Consider the following 19,013-nt stretch of genomic DNA (forward strand, 5'->3'; position numbering starts at 1 on the left):
CTTTGTAACTGTTTGATTTTTACATATAAAGGTTCAAAATATTCATTAGACTACCAATTCACTAGTCTTTCGGATGCCTATACTATAGGCAGGCTTATACCGTTGATCTTCTGGTAAATGTCCAGAGCATACACGTCGGTCATGCCGCTGATATAGTCGACTACCGCCATGATTCTCGTCTCCAGATTCGGCGACGTGATGTCATACTGGCTGCTCACCCTGCTTATCAGCTGCTTGGAGTAGAACCTGTCGGGATGCACCGCAGCTTCGGTCATTATCTCCATCAGCGTTTCCATAATCTTGAAACCGCTCAGTTCCACGTCGAGCACCGGTTTGCTCTTGTATATCCTGTTGAACGACACCTCTGTGCACCTTTTGTATGCTTCTCGCTGAGGTTCCGGGATGTGGTCGATGAGACATCCCTTGAAAGTGCCGTCGAGAATCTCCTTCTCGTGGTCGATGAACGCCCTCGCACACACGTTCTCCAATTTGCCTATCACGCAGGCACGCATGTAAATCACCTTCTCGTTGTCGTCGGTGATTCCTTCGTCCTTGATACGCTTTTCGATACTGTTTTTCACGCTTTCATCGAAGAATCCGAGCAGGAGGTCCTTTGTCTGCTCAAACGAAAGAATCTTCAGCTTGTGAGAATCCTCAATGTCCATTATCTCATAACAGATGTCGTCAGCCGCTTCCACCAGATACACCAGCGGATGACGGGCATAGGCAAGCGGAGCGCCAGACTGAGAATGACGGATAATGCCCAATTCACCGGCTATTTTCTGATATATCTCCTTCTCCGTGCAGAAGAATCCGAATTTGCCGTGGTCTCCGGCGAGAGCCGATTCGAACGGATATTTCACTATCGAGGCGAGCGTGGAGTATGTCATTACGAATCCACCGTCGCGACGCCCTTTGAATCTGTGGGCAAGCAGACGGAAGGCATTGGCATTACCCTCGAAGTGGGTTATGTCGTTCCATGTACCCTCGCTGATCTCGTTTTTGAGGAAAGCCCCTTTGCCCTCTGTGAAGAACGTCTGTATCGCCTTCTCACCGGAATGTCCGAACGGCGGGTTTCCCATATCGTGGGCGAGACATGCCGTGCTCACAATCGTGCCGATCTGCGGAAACAGCGTCTTGTCCAGTTCCGGCTGCTTTCCTATTATCGCCGCCGCCACGTCGTTGCCGAGCGACATGCCTACGCTCGCCACCTCCAGACTGTGTGTGAGACGGTTGTGAACGAAGATGCTTCCCGGCAGCGGGAACACCTGAGTCTTGTTCTGCATGCGGCGGAAGGGAGCAGAGAAAATCAGACGGTCGTAGTCGCGTTTGAACTCGCTGCGGTCGTCATGGCGCTCTATGTGGCGGTCTTCCTGTCCGAGGCGCTTGTTAGAAATCAGTTCTTTCCAATTCATATCGAAAACGGTTATTTTGTGCAAAGTTACAAAAACGTGGAGAAAAGCGTGCCCATATCAGCAAGAAATGTATTACCTTTACACCCGACAACAAAATATTAGCCGTTACTGTGGGGATGCGGAGCAAGTATTCTCAGGTGGGATACCTTGCCGCTTGGAGATAATGGTCACATCAGCAGACGGCACAAAGGAAAAAATCACGGAAATATGAAAGTAGCGATATTCTGTTCGGCAAATGAGAATATAGAGCCAGTTTATTTTGAGAAAACGAGAGAGTTAGGGGAATGGCTTGCAAAAAACGGCGATTCCATCGTGTTTGGCGGTTGCGACATGGGATTGATGGAGTGTGTAGCCAAGGCAGCCTATGATGCCGGAGGCATGACAATCGGCGTGGTGCCGTCGAAAATAGAAGAGAACGGACACGTGAGCCAATACCTCAGTGTGGAGATACCCTGCGACAATCTCAGCGACCGCAAGGACCTGATGCTGCTCAAGAGCGATGTAGTGGTGGCGCTTCCCGGCGGACTGGGCACCTTGGACGAGATCTTCACCGTGGCAGCTTCTTCAACTATAGGTTATCACAACAAGAGGGTGATACTCTATAACATCAACGGCTTCTGGAACACCCTCATCGCACTGCTCGACGACCTGCAGCAGCGCGGAATGATCCGCGGCGACTACCACAGGCACATCGAGATTGCAGATTCCTTCGAGCAGCTGAAGCAGCTGCTGGGTTGACGTTTCCTCCGTTGGTGTCAGAAACTTCTCAACCACGCCTTCAGCATGAGTTCCATTTCGGTGTGGTATTTGAACGACTCCCTTATTCCGAAGCCGTGGCCACCCGACGGGAAGACATGCAGGCTTGCCGGCACATCGTGGCGGTATAGTTCGTTATAGTAGTTCACTCCGTTTGCCGGCAGCACACTACGGTCGTCGTCGGCAAGCAGGATGATGGCACGTGGTGTGGTTCGCGACACCTGGGCGTCGTTGCTATACAGTTTCTCATCCTTCTTCTTGGCATCCTTGCCCAGGAAGTTGTCGTGGCTGCCCTGATGAGTGATGTCAGGCATCATCGTTATCACGGGATAGAAGAGAATCTGGAAGTCGGGCCTGGCTTCACCTTTTGAATGAGTTGCAATAGTAGAGGCAAGGTGTCCGCCGGCAGAGAATCCCATTATACCCACCTGGTCAGCCTTCACTCCCCATGCCGCAGCGTTTCTGCGCACGAGTTTCAGCGCTTCTTCAGCATCCGCTATGGGCACCTCGCAGTTGCCGTGAGGCATGCGGTATTTCAGCACCACCGCCGTGATGCCCATATTGTTGAAAAACGGAGCCCAGTTGTGTCCCTCGTGCTCCATTGCCAGATGCGAATATCCTCCGCCCGGGCATATCACCACGCATCTGCCGGTGTTGTCAGCCTTTGCCGGCTTGTATACCCACACCTTTGCAGTGTCCTGGGCGTCACCGTTGTCGTTCGGCGCATTGTTGTTCCATAAGTTCATGCTGATGCCCTTCTGGGCGTTGGCCACACAAGCCGTGCCTGCCACAAGGAGGGCAGTCAGAATCATTCTTGCTCTTTTCATTTCCGTAGTTGTCGTATTTTGATTATTCCCCATGTCGGAAGACGACATGAGTAGCAGTTTGCTAATGCAATATTCGCAAAAAAAACTGACATACGCAAGAAACTCCCTCCATTCACATTGATTTAAACATTTTTTTTGTAATATTGCAGTCGCAAAGGCTACGACGGCCATTGTCAGCATCACTTAAAAAACATACATTATGCACGTATTGGAACAATTCAGATACTGTCCGAAATGCGGCAGTTCGCATTTCGTGGAAGCAAGTGAAAAGAGCAGAAAGTGTGAAAATTGCGGTTTTGAATTCTATCTCAATCCGGCTGCAGCAGTTGCCGCCTTCATCCTTAACTCCAAGAACGAGCTCCTCGTGGAGCGTCGCAAGCTGGAGCCAGCCAAGGGGATGCTCGACCTGCCCGGTGGATTCTGCGACATGGGCGAGACCGTGGAACAGGCGATGAAAAGAGAGATAAAGGAAGAGACGGCACTCGACGTGGTGGATATGAAATACCAGTTCAGTCAGCCGAACGTCTATAGATTCTCAGGTTTCGACGTACGTACCCTTGACATGTTCTTCCTCTGCAAGGTGGCAGACGAGACGCAGCTCAAGGCTTCCGACGATGCCGCCGAATGTTTCTGGCTGCCACTGTCGGAGATACATACCGAACAGTTCGGACTGCGCTCCGTACGCCAGGCACTCCATACATTCTTCGACGGAGTGTTTGGTTGATGCCCACAGAGGCAAGACTTGCCTTTTATCAGATATCAATAGTGTTTTATTAACTTATGGAGATTATTGAGCAATGATCAACAGACTGAAGATCATGGACCTCAGAATGTTGCCACTGGCAGTGCTCTCGATGGTAATGGTGCTTCTTGCCGCTTGCGGAGGCAACGGCAGAAGAACGTCGCCATATGTTGACGTGAACACCGATTTCAACCATATTTATGAAACTATCGTGACCAGCGCCGACCTGTCGCATGCCAAAGGGATGATAAAGAAGGCATACGACGAGGAGAGAATAGGCGAGGGACAGAAGAAATATCTCGAAGCCATCGTGGTGTATCGGGCTGAGGCACGCTTCGACTCCGTGATGGAAATTTGCCAGCAGGCTCTTGACGCTTCAGACACCAAGAACGACAAGACGTTGACATACTGCATCTATGCGCTCATGACAAACTCGGCAGTGGCTTCGGAAAACAATGCGGCGATGCTGCAGTATGCCTCAGCCACAGAGACGCTCGCCCGGGAACTGGGACGCAAGGACAAGGAATTCGAGATGAAGGCCACTGTGGGATATGGTATGGTGCTTCTCGGCAACTCTGAAGAAGGACTGAAGATGATAGACCAGGCTCTCGCCGATCTGATGAAATACGATTCGTGGAACTGCCTGAACAGTTATCTGATAGCATCTAAAATCAAGGTGGTGGCACTGCATATTCTCAACAGACCGGCTGATGTGGTGGACTTGTGCGAAAAGGTCATTGCCCTGCTCGACAAGTGTATAGCCCATCCGGAAGGAATAAAGGACAAGCCGCTGGCATGGGAGAAAGACAAGGAGTCCTTCGCCGTGATGCTGAAACTCTACCGCACCCAGATGCTGGCTTTCCTGTCTTATGCCCATGCCGAAATGGGAAACAGAGACCTGGCTATGCAGAGCCTGCAGGAATTTGACCAGTCGGAACAGTCGAAATCCCTCGACAGCCAGCGTATGATAGTGCCGACTCTCGGAGAACTGAAACTCTTCGACAGGATGCTCGCAGTATATGCCAAGATTGACAAGGAAGACGGTGGTGACACTATAACCGAAAGCTATAGGGATGAACTCAAACTGAAGGCGAGTGCCGCTTCTGCCAAGGGGAACCGCGAACTGGAGCGTCATTACCTGAGGAGGGCGCTGAATCTTGAAGACACGCTGCATGAAGCACAGAACATGGCGCTGATGGCACACACGCTGTCAGTATACAAGGTGCAGGACGAGCAGATGAAGGCTCAGGATGCCAAGGCTGCCGCCAAGCTCATGCTCGTGGCACTGGTGGCGCTTGCGACAATAGTGATATTCGTAGTGGTATATATGTTCCGCCTGTATAAGCAGAAACAAGTGGTGGCGCTCAAGAACAAGGCTCTTGTGAGTTCCATAGAGAAGGCATTGGAATATAAAGACAGGTATGAGATGGCAGAAAGGGCACTTGAAGATGCTGAAAACAGGGCGTGCGAAGCTGAACGCAACAGTGAGATGATGAGAGTTGCCATACAGAGAACCGCAAAAGGCAAGGAAATCGCCCTTAGAGGCGACAATGCCGGTCTGGACGAGGAATTGTCAGCAGTGGCTGCCAAAGAGGCTGGAAACGCAAATGACGCATCTTCTGACAACTCTGAAGATGCAAGTAGCCTCTTTGAACAGATAGACCGCACCATCCGCGACGAAAGATTGTATCTTAATCCCGACTTCCAGCGCCAGACGCTTGTTGACATGTTCCATTCAGACAGGAACAGGGTGGGGCGTGTGATAAAGGATTTCAGCGGTTTCTCCAATCTCTCAGCCTATATCAACAACTACAGACTGGAATATGCCTACCGCCTGCTGCGCGACTTGGACAGCAAGCAGACCATCGACAGCATTGCCAAGGCATCGGGATTCTCTACCGTGCGCACCTTCCAGCGCCTTTTCAAGGAGCGTTATGGCATGACACCGGCAGAGTTCCGCGAGAGTTATCCTGGCTTGAGGACAAATGAATGATTGTAATGGATAGTCAAATGAATTATCGTCTATGGATAATCAATTGGATTATAGTCTATAAGATAATCAGATGAATTATGGTCTATAGTAAATCAGATGAATGATTGTCCTTAGATGGTCCGGATACAGATTTCCCCTCATATCCCCGACGAATCATGGAAGTGATGCTTCCTTTGTGATATTGTCCGGGATATGAGGGGAAACTCATATATTCTGGTTTGTACGTGACTTTGTGATTAAGCCAGCAGCTTCTTCACGATGTCTGAAATCACCTTACCGTCGGCTTTGCCAGCCATCTGCTTGCTTGCCATTCCCATCACCTTGCCCATGTCCTTCATGCTCGAAGCACCGGTCTGCTCGATGATGCCCTTCACGATGCCTTCAATCTCATCGGCGCTGAGAGGCTTAGGCAGATACTCCTCGATCACCTTTACCTGTGCCAGTTCCTCGTCGGCGAGGTCCTGACGGTTCTGGGCGATGAAGGTGTCGGCAGACTCCTTGCCCTGTTTTGCCAGTTTGGCGAGAATCTTCAGGGCGGCAGCGTCCTCAAGAGTGTCGTTGGCACCCGGTGCTGTCTTAGCCTCTATGAATACTTTCTTGATGTTGCGGAGGGTTTCCAGGCGAACCTTGTCGCGGGCTTTCATTGCCTCCTTGATGTCGTTGCTTACTTGATCGTATAACATTGTTATTACTTTTTTTGTGTTTGAATTCTATGCAAACTTTATAGTGCCCGAAGTTGTCGTTCCCACCTTCGTCTGCGAAACGCTGTCCACATCGCCCTTAGAGAGCTTTATCAGCTCGTTGTTCTGCGTTCTGCTGCGGCTGTAGGTAGGCATCGACTCAATGGCAGAGATGAGGTTGTCGTTGTCCAGGTCGTCGTTGCCGAAGATGAAGCAGCGCACCTGTGGTCTCTCCTTGTTGTTGCCGCTCTTGCCATAATAGCTGTCGATGAGAGCATCCTCGGCGTCCTTCTTCTGTCGGGACTTGCGCATCTCCTCCACACTCTGCTCGTTCTTGTCGGTGATGTTCATCTTGCCGTCTTCCACCTTCATGCCGAAGCCGGTGGCGAGGATGGTCACCTTCACGTTCTCCTTCAGTTCCGGGTCGATGGAAACTCCCCATTTCGTCTCTATGTCGTCGTCGAAGCCGTCCATGAACTCGTTGATAGCCTTCATTTCGTCCATCATCAGCTCGTTCTTCTTGTCTTCGCCCTCCGAAGAGAACGATACGCTGAGAAGAATCTTCTTCGAGTTGAACACGTCGTTGTCGTTGAGCAGCGGAGAATGGAGGGCATTTTCGATGGCCTTCTTCAGACGGTCCTCTCCCTTGCCGAAGCCGGTACTCATCAGAGCCACTCCGCCATCCTTCAATACGGTCTTCACGTCGTTGAAGTCGAGGTTTATGATTCCGTGCATCGTGATGATCTCGGCGATGCTCTTTGCCGCCACGCTCAGTGTGTCGTCTGCCTTGCCGAAGGCGTCGATGAGCGATAGTTCAGGATAGATGTCAAAGAGGCGCTGGTTGTTTATCACAAGCAGGGCGTCCACGTTCTGTGCCATCTTCTCAACACCGGTGAGTGCCTGCAGAATCTTCTTCTTGCCTTCCCATTCAAACGGGATGGTCACGATGCCCACGGTGAGGATACCCATCTCCTTGGCGATGCGTGCCACTACAGGACCGGCACCCGTACCGGTGCCGCCACCCATTCCGGCAGTGATGAAGACCATCTTGGTGCCGTCGTTGAGCATGTGCTTTATCTCCTCCTCACTGTCTTCTGCCTCTTGGCGTCCCTTCTCAGGCTTGTTTCCGGCTCCCAGTCCCTCTTTTCCGAGTTGCAGGTGTACTGGGACAGGAGAGTCGTTAAGGGCCTTCTTGTCGGTGTTGCAGAGAACGAATGTGACGTCGTGTATACCTTCGCGGTACATGTGGTTTACGGCATTGCCGCCGCCACCGCCCACTCCGATGACTTTTATTATGCTGCTTGGCTTGTCCGGCTCGCCGAAGGCTGATGCCATCATGCCTATTTTCTTATCGTCTGCCATATCTCTTATATACTTTCGTTGTTTACCAGTTTTGTCTTTTCTCTCTCTTATGTCTCGTTTATGTCGGTAGTATTATTCTTCGTTTTCTTCAGTAATCCACCTCTTGAATACCGAGATGCCCCTCTTGATTATATTGTCTTTCGGTTTGGATTCTTTGTTCTGAATCTCCTCGATTATCTTTGTAGCCTCTTCGGTGTGCAGTCCGTTAGGATATTTCTCCTTGTAACTCTGGTATGCACCGATGGTGTTGTCGGCAACGGCCTTTGTCCATTCGTCGTTGTCCTGCTTGCGTTGCAGTTCCGCAGCAGCGGCAATTTCTGCCGGAGTCCTCACTCCTGCCGTTCCACCAGCCACATAGTTTGGCTCCGTAGGCTGTGTCTTTGTCAGAGCAGGTTGTTCGGGCTGGTTGCTTTCATTGAAGAGAGAAGTCTTTATCTCGCCTCCGTCGCAGCTCTGGTCGCCCTTCATGAGCAGTCCCAGCAGGGTGTTCAGCGTACCGTCGTGGGGGAGGTTGATGTTCTTGGTCGTCGTCACGGTGTCGTTGATGAACTGCACGATGTTTATCTTGTCAATCTCCGTCTTCTTGCTGAAAGCCTTGGTGATGTTCTTCATGTTGGAACCACCGCCGGTGATTACGATGCCGCCGTTCAGTTTCTTCTTGTATTCTGTAGGCACCTGTGCCCACACGTTCTCTATTATCTCCTGTATGCGGGCTTCCACAATCTGCTGGAACTTTTCGCTTGAGATGGTCTGCTCCGGTGTGACGGAGTATTCCATCGTCTTGTCACGCTCTTCCAGTTCGGTATATGCGCTGCCGTATTTTATCTTCATCTTCTCAGCCACATCCTCTTCGATGTTTGCCGAGGCGATGTCCTTGGTTATGTTGCTGCTTCCGAGAGGAATCACGGCGATGTGGCGCAGTATGTTCTTGTGGTATACGAGCATTGTGGTCGTTGCCGCACCCATATCCACAAGCATGCAGCCAGCCCTCTTGCGTGTATCATCGAGAATGCAGTCGGCAAGTGCCAGCGGAGCGATGTCGAGTTCGGCAATCTTTATCCCTGCCTTGTCGAAACAGTTGGTGAGCTTGTCGTAGAACGATTTGCGCCACAGGATGTTGAGGAAGTTTCCAGTCAGCTGGTCAGCCTGAATTCCTGCGGGGTCGTTCTCGTAGTCATTGCCCACTTTGTATTCTTGTATGGCAACATCAAGGATTTGCTTGTCTGAATATGTCTTGTTGCGGTTAGTGTCCATCAGTTCGTTCACCATCTGTTGTGTGATGAGCGTGTCTTTCGGCAGGTCGCGCACGATTTCGTTCTTGACGCTGAAGATTGACTGTCCGCTGACTCCTACATACACCTGCGAAATCTCCCTGTTGAGGGCGGCTTTCAGCTTTCCGATGATGTTGGTGATGCCCTGGATTGTCTTCTCCAGGTTGTGTGCCGTTCCCTTCTTGATATACGTTGAGGAGTCTTCGCTGGCCATGGCGTAAACGCTGATGCTTCCGTCATTGTTCTTTCGTCCTGCTATTCCTCTTAGCTTCGACGAGCCCAGTTCTATTGCTACTATAAAATCCTTTGCTGGCATATTGCTTATTTTTTATGGGGTTGCTTTTATTTGTTTCTTGGTTTATGACCGTCTGTTCTTGTCGGTAGACTTTCTGCTTCCCGATTTCTTCTCGGCAGACTTCTTCTCGTCTGCTTTCTTCTCGGAAGACTTCCTGTCTGCAGCTTTCTTCCTGTCCGACCTCTTGCCGTCAGTCTTCTTTTTGTCAGCAGCTTTATCCGACTTTTTCCGGTTGTTCTCCTTCCTTTCAGTCTTTTTGTCCTTTGTATTATGACTGTTCTTCTCTTCCTCGTTCTTTTCAGTCTTTTGTCTGTCGTTCTGCGGCTTTTCCTGATGACTGTCGCCAGACTGCTGGGCGGCAGGAGTGTTGGCATCAGGCTTTTGTTCCTGCTGAGGCGATTGCGGGGCGGTCTCCTGATTGCCTTTGGCGTTCCTGTCCTTCTTGCAGATTATCTGGTTGTCGAATTCCAGGCTTATATACGGATATTTGTTCCATCCCACTTGGCTCAGACCATATTTGTAGAATTTCTCCAGTCGTGTGAGTTTCGTATCCACGAATGCAGCAATCTTCTCCTTCCGTTTGGATGCATATCTTGTCTGAGGCATGTATCCGAGGAATACCACGTGGTCTCCGATTCGCGGCACTATTTCTATTCCACCGTCCGACAGCACGTTGATCTGCTCTATCATGTTCTTCCACAGGTCGTTTGCCATTATGATATTTGCCATTGGCGCGATGTAGTTGCGTGCGAACGATTGTCTGATGTTGCCCGTGGCTATTATCAGGTCAGAGGTATAGCTGGTGTTGGGCATTATTCCTCCTTTGTCGTCGAGATAGTAGTCGTCGCCCCTCTCGCTCTTTATCCTTATCACCGGCAGTCGCTGCGTGATGCTCACGAACACCTTGTTGTCTTTCGTCTTGTAGCATTCCGCTGTCTTCACGAACGGGCTCTTGCACAGCAGGTCTTCTATCAGCCTTGGCTGTATGTCCGTCATCTTGAAGTTCAGAGGATACATCCTGCTGTCCTTCATCATCTTCTTCACCTCGTTGGCGGTGAGGAAGCCGTTGGCATTCTGGTCGGCGATAACGATGTTCACCTCTGTGCACACGTTTTTGCTCTCGTCCGGTTTGTTGAACGAGATCATCGCTACGAAGACATACACCAAGAGTATGACATCGAGCATCAGCAGTATTAGTTTCTTGTATTTTGGTCGCATTTCCATTCAGCCTGCCAGCGAGCCGCTTCCTTGACAGTCAGGGACGCTCGCCGGCAGGTAGTGTTTATTTCCTTTTCTCCAGTATCTTCTCTATTTGAGGCACGTAGTTGTCAAGGTCGCCAGCACCAAGTACGACGAGCACCTCGAAATCGTTGTCTTCTACAAACTTCAATACGTCCTCCTTGTGTATCATCTCCTTCTCCACTCCCGGTTTCAGATTGTCGTATATCAGTTCCGATGTCACACCAGGTATCGGTTCCTCACGGGCAGGGTAGATGTCGCAGAGCACCACGCGGTCGAGCAGGCTGAGGCTGTCGGCGAAGTCCTTGTAGAAGTCTCTTGTCCTTGTATAGAGATGAGGCTGGAAGATAACAGTTATCTTCTTGTCCTTATATAGTTCCCTCATGCTTTTAGCACTCTGGTATATCTCCTTAGGGTGATGTGCGTAGTCGCTCATGAACACGAGCTTGTCGGTCTTTATCTTGAAGTCGAACCGGCGGTCCACTCCATGATAAGTCTTCATTCCGTATTTCAGTTCCTCTGCATTGCAGCCGTTAAGCTGAGCCATAGCCATAGCAGCCACACCATTCTCTATATTGATAGGCACCGGCTGTCCGAGCTTCACGTTCTTTATGCTTTCCACCGGCGATATGAAGTCAAAAGTGATTTCTCCGTTTCCGATCTTCACGTTCTCCGCATGGAAGTCACCTTCATCGCGGCTGTATGTATACACCTTCACTCCATCCTGCACGTCAGCCTTCATCTCCAGGTTTTTGTGGATTATGAGTGCGCCTCCTGGCTGTATCAGAGTGGTGTAGTGGCGGAAGCTTTCGAGATAAGCCTCTTTGGTGCCGTATATGTCGAGGTGGTCAGGGTCGGTAGAGGTGATCACGCTCATCCAAGGACGGAGCCAATGGAAGCTGCGGTCGAACTCGTCGGCCTCTATCACCACGTAGTCGCTCTTTTCGCTGAGGATATAGTTTGTGCCGTAGTTCTTTGATATGCCGCCGAGGAAAGCGTTGCAGTCTATAGAACTCTGATGCATGATATGGGCACACATCGTTGATGTCGTTGTCTTGCCGTGAGTGCCTGCCACGCAAAGCCCCTTGTGAGTGCGTGTCAGCATGCCGAGCACCTGTGCTCTCTTCTCCACGTCGAAGTTGTTCTCGCGGAAATATACCAGTTCCTTGTGTTCCTGCGGAATGGCAGGTGTGTAAACAACGAGAGTCGATGCCGGTTTCTTGCATGCATGGGGAATCTCGTCCACGTTTTCCTCATAGTGGATGAGCATACCCTCTTTCTCCAGCTGTTCTGTCAGTTTCGATGGTGTCTTGTCGTAACCGGCCACCACGAGTCCTTTATGTATGAAATAGCGAGCTATGGCGCTCATACCGATGCCGCCGGCTCCTACGAAATATACTGCTTTTATATCTTTCAGTTCCATTGCTTCTTTGTTTTTCTCCACAATAGCGTCAGCCTTTCCAAGCTGCTTTCAGGAATTAGCCTTCCGATTCAGCTACTGTATTGTCAGGGATTTGTATTTGTTTGTCATTTTTTGTTTTCCGCCAGTTTCAACACCTCGTCGGCAATGATGTCGGCGGAGTGGGGCAGACCGAGTTTCTTCACGTTTGTTGCAAGGCTCTCCAGTTTTGCCGCATCGCCCACTGTTGTCAGTGCGAGCTTTATAACATTGTCCTTTGCCTCCACATCTTTCACCATCAGCGCGGCGTCCTTCTCCACCAGTGCCATGGCGTTCTTTGTCTGGTGGTCTTCTGCCACATTTGGCGATGGCACCAGTATCACAGGTTTGCCTATCAGACAGAATTCCGAGATACTGCTTGCTCCGGCACGGCTTATCACGAGGTCGGCAGCCTTGTATGCCGCTCCCATATCGGATATGAAGTCCATCACCTTCAGCATCGGCATGTCATTGTGGGATGCCATTTTCTGCATGATGCTCTCGTGGTAGTATTTGCCGGTCTGCCATATGAACTGCACTCCCGACTCCTTTATCTCCTTGAGATGAGCCAATACGCTCTCGTTCACGGTGCGTGCTCCGAGGCTGCCACCGACTATGAGTATCGTCTTCTTCTCCGGGTCGAGTCCGAACTGTTTCACCGCATCCTCATGGCTTATCTCCGCATTCACAATATTCTGTCTGACGGGATTTCCCGTCATCATTATCTTGTCAGCAGGGAAGAAACGCTCCATGCCGTCGTAGGCAACGCATATCTTGTCAGCTTTCGTCGAAAGCATCTTGTTGGTTTTTCCTGCGTATGAGTTCTGCTCCTGGATAAGACTTGGGATGCCCAGGGCATGTGCCGCGTCGAGAGTCGCTCCACTTGCATATCCTCCCACTCCCACTGCAGCCATCGGCTTGAAGTCTTTGATGATCTTCTTCGCCATACCCTTGCTCTTCAGGTAATCTATGAGCACACCGATGTTTTTCGGCGACCACAGTGGACGTATCAGTCCTCTGACGGGCAGACCTTTGATTTCGTATCCTGCTGCCGGCACACGCTGCATTTCCATTCTGCCAAGTGCTCCGACAAACAGAATCTTTGCCTCCGGGCGCTTCGCCTTTATGGCATTTGCGATAGATACGGCAGGGAATATATGGCCTCCAGTGCCGCCACCGCTGATTACAATCCTCAGTTCATTATCCATTGTTCAGAAATTTTGTTTCTTTGTTACTTCATCCGCAGTAGATATGCTGTCTCGCAGATGTCTTTTCCTTTATCAACCTTTACCGGTTATCTTTCCCTTTGATCTTTTTCATGACCTTTGCCGGTCGTTTCAATGCTTATGCTGCTATCGGCGTTGCTGTGGGAATGTGAGCTGTTTCGTTCTTCTTCTTTGCCGACCGGCTCACGCTCAGTATCATTCCGATATACACGCAGTTCATTATAGAAGAAGTTCCGCCCTTGCTTATCAGCGGCAGCGGCTGACCGGTCACCGGCAGCCATCCCACAGCCACGCCCATATTGAACAGAGCCTGTGTGACAAGCATCAGTGCTATTCCTATTATCAGCAGTGCCGGGAAGGTGTTGGCACATCTGCTCGCTATCGTCATGGTGCGGAACAGCAGTATTATATACAGCAGACACACACCCACGGCACCTATCAGTCCCATCTCTTCAATGATTATGGAGTAGATGAAGTCGCTGAAAGCCTGTGGCAGGTAGTCTCTCATCGTGGAGTTCCCCGGTCCTTTGCCCATCATGTTAGATGATGCTATGGCAATCTGTGAATATCCCTCCTGTGCGTCATTGTTGAGGTCGAATTTCTCTGGCGGAACATCTTTGCCGTCGAGGAACTTGTCTATACGGCTCTTCCAAGTGTCAAGGCGGTGGAACAATTTCGGTTCTTTGCTATCTTCTTTGTCTGTTGCCTTGACCTTGTTCTTGTCCACCATAGCCATCCTCGGGTCCTCTTCAGCCTCTTTCTCCTTGTCGTGTCCGAAGGCCATTACGATGATCAATCCACCCACGGCCAAAATGGCAAGAGATCCCATCAGTTTGCCCAACTGCCTCTTGGGGATTCTTCCTATCCACATCATCATCAGCACCACAGCACCCAGCAGTGCTGCCGTAGAGAGGTTTTCCAATCCTATGAGAACTATGAAGCCGCCGCTGACGGTGATGATGAATTTGAATGCCCTCTTGTCGACACCCGTGTCCGTCTGCATTGCGCTCAGTATCGTTGCCACGGCGAGCACTACGGCTCCTTTAGCCATTTCAGAGGGTTGGAATTTCATGCCGATTACCGGTATTGGAATCCATCTGTGGCCGTCGTTCACGGCACCTACGAAAAAGCAGATTATGAGTAATACAAACGATATGAACAATGCCAGCGGCATGACGAGCTTGAAATATTTGCATTTCAGATTCATCGTTGCCAGCATGAACAGCACTCCCCATCCTAACAGGAACACATGCTTGCATATCGGTCCCCAGTAGTTGGAAGTCTTGTAGGTCAAGTTGCTCGAAGCGCTGAACACCTCGATGATGCTTATTATACACAGCATGATGAAGACTCCCCATATCACAGGGTCGCCCTTTATCTTCCTTGTGGCAACTTTTTTCTCTGTCGTAGTCTCTTCTGCCATTTTCTGCCTATGTCTCCTATGCTTTCAGTTTATTGTGTAATATATGGAATTTACAAGTTCCTGACGAGAGTCTTGAACTGTTCGCCTCTGTCCTCCATGTTCTTGAACAGGTCGAAGCTTGCGCAGCAAGGGCTCAGCAGTACCGTATATCCCGGCTTTGCCATCTTCTCGCATGCCTCCACGCAGTCTTTCATACAATGCGTGTCAGCCACCGGAATACCCATTCCATCGAAGAAATCATGCAGTTTCTTGTTGTCAGCACCGAGATATACGATGCCCGCACATTTCTTCTTCACCAAATCCTTTATCTCGTTGTAGTCGTTGCCTTTGTCCTTTCCACCGATGATGAGGATGGTAGGTGTCTTCATGCTTTCGAGGGCATACCAGCATGCATCCACGTTGGTAGCTTTCGAATCGTTCACGTAGAGCACGCCACCCACGGTGGCAACCTTCTCCAGTCTGTGCTCCACACCGGGGAAGTCGCTCAGGCTCTTGCGTATTTCCTCCTTCTTGATGCCGGCGATGTTTGATGCGATACCGGCAGCCAAAGAGTTGTAGATATTATGTTTGCCCGTGAGGCTCAGTTCCTCCTGCTCCATGTTGAACGGAGTGGGGTATTCAATCTTGTACTGTCCCTCTTCGATATAACCGATGGAACCCTTCTCCTTCAGTTCAGAGAACGGACACTTCACAGCCTTGATGTCATATTTGTCGAGTTCCTTCTTTATCACAGGGTCATCGTTCCAGTAGATGAAAGAGTCCTCCTGTGTCTGGTTCTGCAGAATCCTCATCTTTGCGTCCACATAGTTCTGCATGCAGAAGTCGTAGCGGTCCAGATGGTCCGGTGTGATGTTCAGCAGGATGGCGATGTTTGCCCTGAAGTCATACATGTCGTCAAGCTGGAAGGAGCTGAGTTCTATGATATAGTATTCATGAGGCTCCTCCGCCACCTGCAGCGCCAGGCTCTTTCCGATGTTGCCGGCCAGTCCGGCGTCATAACCTGCGTTCTTGAATATATGATAGATAAGCGACGTTGTCGTCGTCTTTCCGTTGCTTCCCGTTATGCACACCATCTTGGAGTGTGTGTATCTTCCGGCGAACTCAATCTCGCTGATGATATGTATGTTCTTCTCCATACACTTTCTTATCATCGGCGCCTCCTTCGGTATGCCCGGACTCTTTATTATCTCGTCAGCGTTGAGAATCTTCTCCTCGGTGTGGTGGCCTTCCTCCCATTCCACGCCGTGGTCGTCAAGGAGCTTCTTGTATTTGTCCTTGATGGCCGACATGTCAGACACGAACACGTCGAAACCCTCTTTCTTTGCCAATACGGCAGCTCCGGCTCCACTCTCGCCAGCTCCAAGTATAACAATTCTTTTCATATTGCTTTTGCTATATAATACCTTCTTTTTGTTCTTTTCTTCTTTCTTTTATCTCATCTTCAGCGTGATGATGGTCATTGCAGCCAGGATGATTGTCATTATCCAGAAGCGGATGGTGATCTTCGACTCATGGATAGCCGTGTGAGGCTTTTTGAACACATACTTGATGTTCGGGTCGAGTTGGTCGTCCGTAGTGCGGAACGTGTCGTGCAGAGGAGCGCGCTTTATCAGACGCTGCTTCACACCTCTCCTTGTTCCTAACTTGGCGTAGTAGACCTGCAGTATCACGCTGAGGCTCTCCACGAAGAATATGCCACACAGTATCGGCAGCATCAGTTCCTTGTGTATAATTACGGCACATACACCGATGATGCCGCCGATGGTCAGCGATCCCGTGTCACCCATGAACACCTGGGCCGGATACGAGTTATACCAAAGGAATCCCACCAGCGCTCCCACGAAGGCACACATGAACACCACAAGCTCCTGCGAGCCCGGTATATACATGATGTTCAGATATGCCGCATATTCTATGTGACTGCTGACATAGGCGAATATTCCCAGCGCCACACCTATTATTGCGGAGTTTCCCGCACACATGCCGTCCATTCCGTCGTTCAGGTTAGCACCGTTGGAAACAGCCGTCACCACGAGGATTGTCATTATCACGAAGAGAATCCATCCTGCCGCCGTCTTGTATTTGCCGCAGAACGACATGATGTTGGAGTAGTCCAGGTTGTGACCCTTCACGAACGGTATCGTCGTCTTCAGTGACTTCTGTGCTTCAGGGCGGTGTTTCACCACCACCTCCGTGCCGTTCATCTTCTTCATGCTCAGATTCTCGTTTATCTTGGCGTCAGGACTCAGCCACAACACCAGTCCCACGATGAGTCCGATGCTTATCTGTCCCACGATCTTGAACTTGCCCGGCAGTCCCTCCTTGTTGTGGCGGAAAATCTTGATGTAGTCGTCGAGTCCGCCGAGGAATCCCAGCCATATCGTCGTGATGATCATTAGGATGAGATAAATGTTCCTCATTCGTCCGAGCAGCAGCACCGGCAGCAGTATGGCGGCAATGATGATGATGCCTCCCATTGAAGGCACTCCGATTTTCTTCACCCCGAACGGGTCTATCTTGGCATCGCGCTGCACCTCTGTTATCTGCTTGCTCTTCAAGTATTTTATGAACTTCTCTCCGAACCATGCCGAGATGGCGAGCGAGAGAATCAGGGCGAGCAATGCGCGGAACGAGATGTATCCCCACATGTGGCTTCCCGGAATGCCGAACTGGTCTAAGAATCTGAATAGATAGTATAACATGATATATTATATTCGTTTCACTTTTTGTTTGTCCCGTAGTCTGTCTTCCGTCAGGCGTCAGGGATTGCTTCGGTGATGTGAGTATTTGGCTTTCCGCATCCTTATTTGATGCCCATAGCCTCTCTCAGCACCTCCTTGTCGTCGAAGTGATGTTTCACTCCCTTTATTTCCTGATAGTCCTCATGGCCCTTTCCGGCAACGAGTATCACGTCGCCCTTCTGTGCCAGCATGCAGGCGGTGCGGATGGCCTCACGACGGTCAACGATGCTTACCACTTTCTTCATCTGCTGGTCGTCCAGTCCGGCAAGCATGTCGTTGATTATATCCTGCGGCTCCTCAAATCTTGGGTTGTCGCTCGTTATTATCACCTTGTCGCTCTGCTTCACCGCCTCTTGCGCCATCAAAGGACGCTTGCCCTTGTCACGGTTTCCGCCGGCGCCACAGACCGTTATCACATGGCCCTTTCCTTCGAGCACTTCATGTATGGCATTGAGCACGTTCTCCAGTGCGTCAGGAGTGTGTGCATAGTCCACGATAGCCGTGTAGCCCTCTGGCGACTGTATAGGGTCGAGTCTTCCGCTCACGCTCTTCAGCGTGCTCATCACGAGGAGTACGTTCTCCGGTTTCTCGCCCAGCATCACGGCAGCACCATATACGGCGAGCAGGTTGCTGACGTTGAACTTACCGATGAACTGCACTCCCACTTCTCTGCCGTCGATTTCGAGATACATGCCGCCGAAGTGACATTCAAGGATCTTTGCCTTGAAGTCAGCCATTGTGCGTGTGGAGTATGTCTTCACCGTAGCCTTCGTGTTCTGCACCATCACCATGCCGTTCTTGTCGTCGGCATTCGTTATGGCGAACGCTGTCTTCGGCAGCTGGTCGAAGAATGCCTTCTTTGCATTGCGGTAGTTCTCAAACGTCTTGTGGTAGTCCAGATGGTCGCGTGTCAGGTTTGTAAACAGTCCTCCAGCAAAGTCCAGTCCTCCGATGCGCTTCTGTGCTATGGCGTGGGAGCTACACTCCATGAAGGCATACTGGCATCCGGCGTCCACCATCCTGCTGAGCAGATAGTTCAGCTCGATAGGGTCCGGTGTGGTGTGGTCGGCAGGAACCGCCTCGTCCTCGATGTAGTTGCACACGGTAGACAGCAGTCCGCATTTGTATCCCAACTTGCGGAACATATTATATAATAATGTGGCGATCGTCGTCTTGCCGTTCGTTCCCGTCACTCCCACGAGTTTCAGTTTCCTCGATGGGTCACCATAGAATATCGTGGCAACCTTTCCTGCCACGTCCTCAGTGGATTCCACCTGCACATAAGTCACTCCCTCGGCTTTCTCCTCTGGCAAAACCTCGCAGAGTACAGCCTTTGCGCCAAGTTCGATAGCCTTAGGTATGAACTTGTGTCCGTCCACCTGGGTTCCGCGCTGTGCGATGAACAGGTGTCCCTCCTTGATTCGGCGTGAGTCGATGTTCACGCCAGTTATCTCTATGTCTGTCTGACCGCAGACGCTGACCGTCTTCAGTCCTTTGATAAGTTCTTCCAGTACCATAGTCTTTCTTTATATATGTTATGTTGTTTTCTTTATTGTCCTTGATTTCCCCCTCCGTAGTCTGCCCTTCTGTACATTAGGGTGTCAA

Annotated in this window: 15 protein-coding genes; 3 read left to right on the plus strand and 12 right to left on the minus strand. The window is 50.5% G+C overall.

The features are described 5' to 3' along the window. Positions 1-77: 77 nt before the first annotated feature. Positions 78-1,415, minus strand: a complete 1,338-nt coding sequence (gene dgt / locus QVO99_RS02530) for a dGTP triphosphohydrolase (protein ID WP_022316020.1) — start codon at positions 1,413-1,415, stop codon at positions 78-80. A gap of 207 nt (positions 1,416-1,622) precedes the next feature. Here dgt and QVO99_RS02535 point away from each other — a divergent pair, with 207 nt between their 5' ends. Continuing rightward, a complete protein-coding gene (locus QVO99_RS02535; RefSeq protein ID WP_022316021.1) occupies positions 1,623-2,153 on the plus strand; it encodes a TIGR00730 family Rossman fold protein in 531 nt (176 codons plus the stop codon). A gap of 17 nt (positions 2,154-2,170) precedes the next feature. Here QVO99_RS02535 and QVO99_RS02540 read toward each other — a convergent pair whose 3' ends face one another. Continuing rightward, entirely contained in the window at positions 2,171-2,998 is an 828-nt protein-coding gene (locus QVO99_RS02540) for an alpha/beta hydrolase (RefSeq protein WP_042517894.1), read from the minus strand. Positions 2,999-3,197: 199 nt separating this feature from the next. Here QVO99_RS02540 and QVO99_RS02545 point away from each other — a divergent pair, with 199 nt between their 5' ends. Both QVO99_RS02545 and QVO99_RS02550 read left to right on the plus strand, forming a co-directional pair. Next, positions 3,198-3,722, plus strand: coding sequence for an NUDIX domain-containing protein (locus QVO99_RS02545; RefSeq protein ID WP_022316023.1), 525 nt, complete (start codon positions 3,198-3,200; stop codon positions 3,720-3,722). Positions 3,723-3,795: 73 nt separating this feature from the next. Continuing rightward, a complete protein-coding gene (locus QVO99_RS02550) occupies positions 3,796-5,733 on the plus strand; it encodes a helix-turn-helix domain-containing protein (RefSeq protein ID WP_022316024.1) in 1,938 nt (645 codons plus the stop codon). 236 nt (positions 5,734-5,969) lie between these two features. Here QVO99_RS02550 and QVO99_RS02555 read toward each other — a convergent pair whose 3' ends face one another. The 10 genes from QVO99_RS02555 to QVO99_RS02600 all read right to left on the minus strand — a co-directional run bounded on the left by QVO99_RS02555 (position 5,970) and on the right by QVO99_RS02600 (position 18,925). Beyond that, positions 5,970-6,416: a GatB/YqeY domain-containing protein gene (locus tag QVO99_RS02555; RefSeq protein WP_022316025.1), complete on the minus strand. Its 447-nt coding sequence runs from the start codon at positions 6,414-6,416 to the stop codon at positions 5,970-5,972. A gap of 27 nt (positions 6,417-6,443) precedes the next feature. Further along, the gene (gene ftsZ / locus QVO99_RS02560; RefSeq protein ID WP_022316026.1) at positions 6,444-7,775 is read right to left on the minus strand and encodes a cell division protein FtsZ; all 1,332 of its coding nucleotides are present in this window, start codon (positions 7,773-7,775) and stop codon (positions 6,444-6,446) included. A gap of 72 nt (positions 7,776-7,847) precedes the next feature. Further along, positions 7,848-9,362, minus strand: coding sequence for a cell division protein FtsA (ftsA, locus tag QVO99_RS02565; RefSeq protein ID WP_022316027.1), 1,515 nt, complete (start codon positions 9,360-9,362; stop codon positions 7,848-7,850). Positions 9,363-9,404: 42 nt separating this feature from the next. Beyond that, entirely contained in the window at positions 9,405-10,559 is a 1,155-nt protein-coding gene (locus tag QVO99_RS02570) for a cell division protein FtsQ (protein ID WP_288176888.1), read from the minus strand. 64 nt (positions 10,560-10,623) lie between these two features. Then, on the minus strand, positions 10,624-12,003 hold the full coding sequence (gene murC, locus QVO99_RS02575) for a UDP-N-acetylmuramate--L-alanine ligase (protein ID WP_022316029.1): 1,380 nt from the start codon (positions 12,001-12,003) through the stop codon (positions 10,624-10,626). 104 nt (positions 12,004-12,107) lie between these two features. Then, on the minus strand, positions 12,108-13,226 hold the full coding sequence (gene murG, locus QVO99_RS02580; protein WP_022316030.1) for an undecaprenyldiphospho-muramoylpentapeptide beta-N-acetylglucosaminyltransferase: 1,119 nt from the start codon (positions 13,224-13,226) through the stop codon (positions 12,108-12,110). Positions 13,227-13,362: 136 nt separating this feature from the next. After that, positions 13,363-14,667 (minus strand): FtsW/RodA/SpoVE family cell cycle protein, encoded by a 1,305-nt coding sequence (locus tag QVO99_RS02585; protein ID WP_022316031.1) that lies wholly within the window; start codon positions 14,665-14,667, stop codon positions 13,363-13,365. Between the two features lie 50 nt (positions 14,668-14,717). Further along, positions 14,718-16,049, minus strand: a complete 1,332-nt coding sequence (gene murD / locus QVO99_RS02590) for a UDP-N-acetylmuramoyl-L-alanine--D-glutamate ligase (RefSeq protein ID WP_022316032.1) — start codon at positions 16,047-16,049, stop codon at positions 14,718-14,720. A gap of 48 nt (positions 16,050-16,097) precedes the next feature. Beyond that, a complete protein-coding gene (locus tag QVO99_RS02595) occupies positions 16,098-17,369 on the minus strand; it encodes a phospho-N-acetylmuramoyl-pentapeptide-transferase (RefSeq protein ID WP_022316033.1) in 1,272 nt (423 codons plus the stop codon). A 101-nt stretch (positions 17,370-17,470) separates the two neighbouring features. Next, positions 17,471-18,925, minus strand: coding sequence for a UDP-N-acetylmuramoyl-L-alanyl-D-glutamate--2,6-diaminopimelate ligase (locus QVO99_RS02600; protein WP_022316034.1), 1,455 nt, complete (start codon positions 18,923-18,925; stop codon positions 17,471-17,473). Between the last annotated feature and the right edge of the window lie 88 nt (positions 18,926-19,013).

Origin of the sequence: Prevotella sp. CAG:592, assembly GCF_000436015.1 — a bacterium.
GTDB lineage: Bacteria > Bacteroidota > Bacteroidia > Bacteroidales > Bacteroidaceae > Prevotella > Prevotella pectinovora.

Excerpts from the sequence above, each read along its gene's own strand:
- ftsZ (WP_022316026.1), bottom strand. The coding sequence starts at position 7,775 with ATGGCAGACGATAAGAAAATAGGCATGATGGCATCAGCCTTCGGCGAG.
- QVO99_RS02570 (WP_288176888.1), bottom strand. The coding sequence starts at position 10,559 with ATGCGACCAAAATACAAGAAACTAATACTGCTGATGCTCGATGTCATA.
- QVO99_RS02550 (WP_022316024.1), top strand. The coding sequence starts at position 3,796 with ATGATCAACAGACTGAAGATCATGGACCTCAGAATGTTGCCACTGGCA.
- QVO99_RS02595 (WP_022316033.1), bottom strand. The coding sequence starts at position 17,369 with ATGTTATACTATCTATTCAGATTCTTAGACCAGTTCGGCATTCCGGGA.
- murC (WP_022316029.1), bottom strand. The coding sequence starts at position 12,003 with ATGGAACTGAAAGATATAAAAGCAGTATATTTCGTAGGAGCCGGCGGC.
- murG (WP_022316030.1), bottom strand. The coding sequence starts at position 13,226 with ATGGATAATGAACTGAGGATTGTAATCAGCGGTGGCGGCACTGGAGGC.
- QVO99_RS02585 (WP_022316031.1), bottom strand. The coding sequence starts at position 14,667 with ATGGCAGAAGAGACTACGACAGAGAAAAAAGTTGCCACAAGGAAGATA.
- ftsA (WP_022316027.1), bottom strand. The coding sequence starts at position 9,362 with ATGCCAGCAAAGGATTTTATAGTAGCAATAGAACTGGGCTCGTCGAAG.
- QVO99_RS02555 (WP_022316025.1), bottom strand. The coding sequence starts at position 6,416 with ATGTTATACGATCAAGTAAGCAACGACATCAAGGAGGCAATGAAAGCC.
- dgt (WP_022316020.1), bottom strand. The coding sequence starts at position 1,415 with ATGAATTGGAAAGAACTGATTTCTAACAAGCGCCTCGGACAGGAAGAC.
- murD (WP_022316032.1), bottom strand. The coding sequence starts at position 16,049 with ATGAAAAGAATTGTTATACTTGGAGCTGGCGAGAGTGGAGCCGGAGCT.
- QVO99_RS02545 (WP_022316023.1), top strand. The coding sequence starts at position 3,198 with ATGCACGTATTGGAACAATTCAGATACTGTCCGAAATGCGGCAGTTCG.
- QVO99_RS02535 (WP_022316021.1), top strand. The coding sequence starts at position 1,623 with ATGAAAGTAGCGATATTCTGTTCGGCAAATGAGAATATAGAGCCAGTT.
- QVO99_RS02600 (WP_022316034.1), bottom strand. The coding sequence starts at position 18,925 with ATGGTACTGGAAGAACTTATCAAAGGACTGAAGACGGTCAGCGTCTGC.
- QVO99_RS02540 (WP_042517894.1), bottom strand. The coding sequence starts at position 2,998 with ATGAAAAGAGCAAGAATGATTCTGACTGCCCTCCTTGTGGCAGGCACG.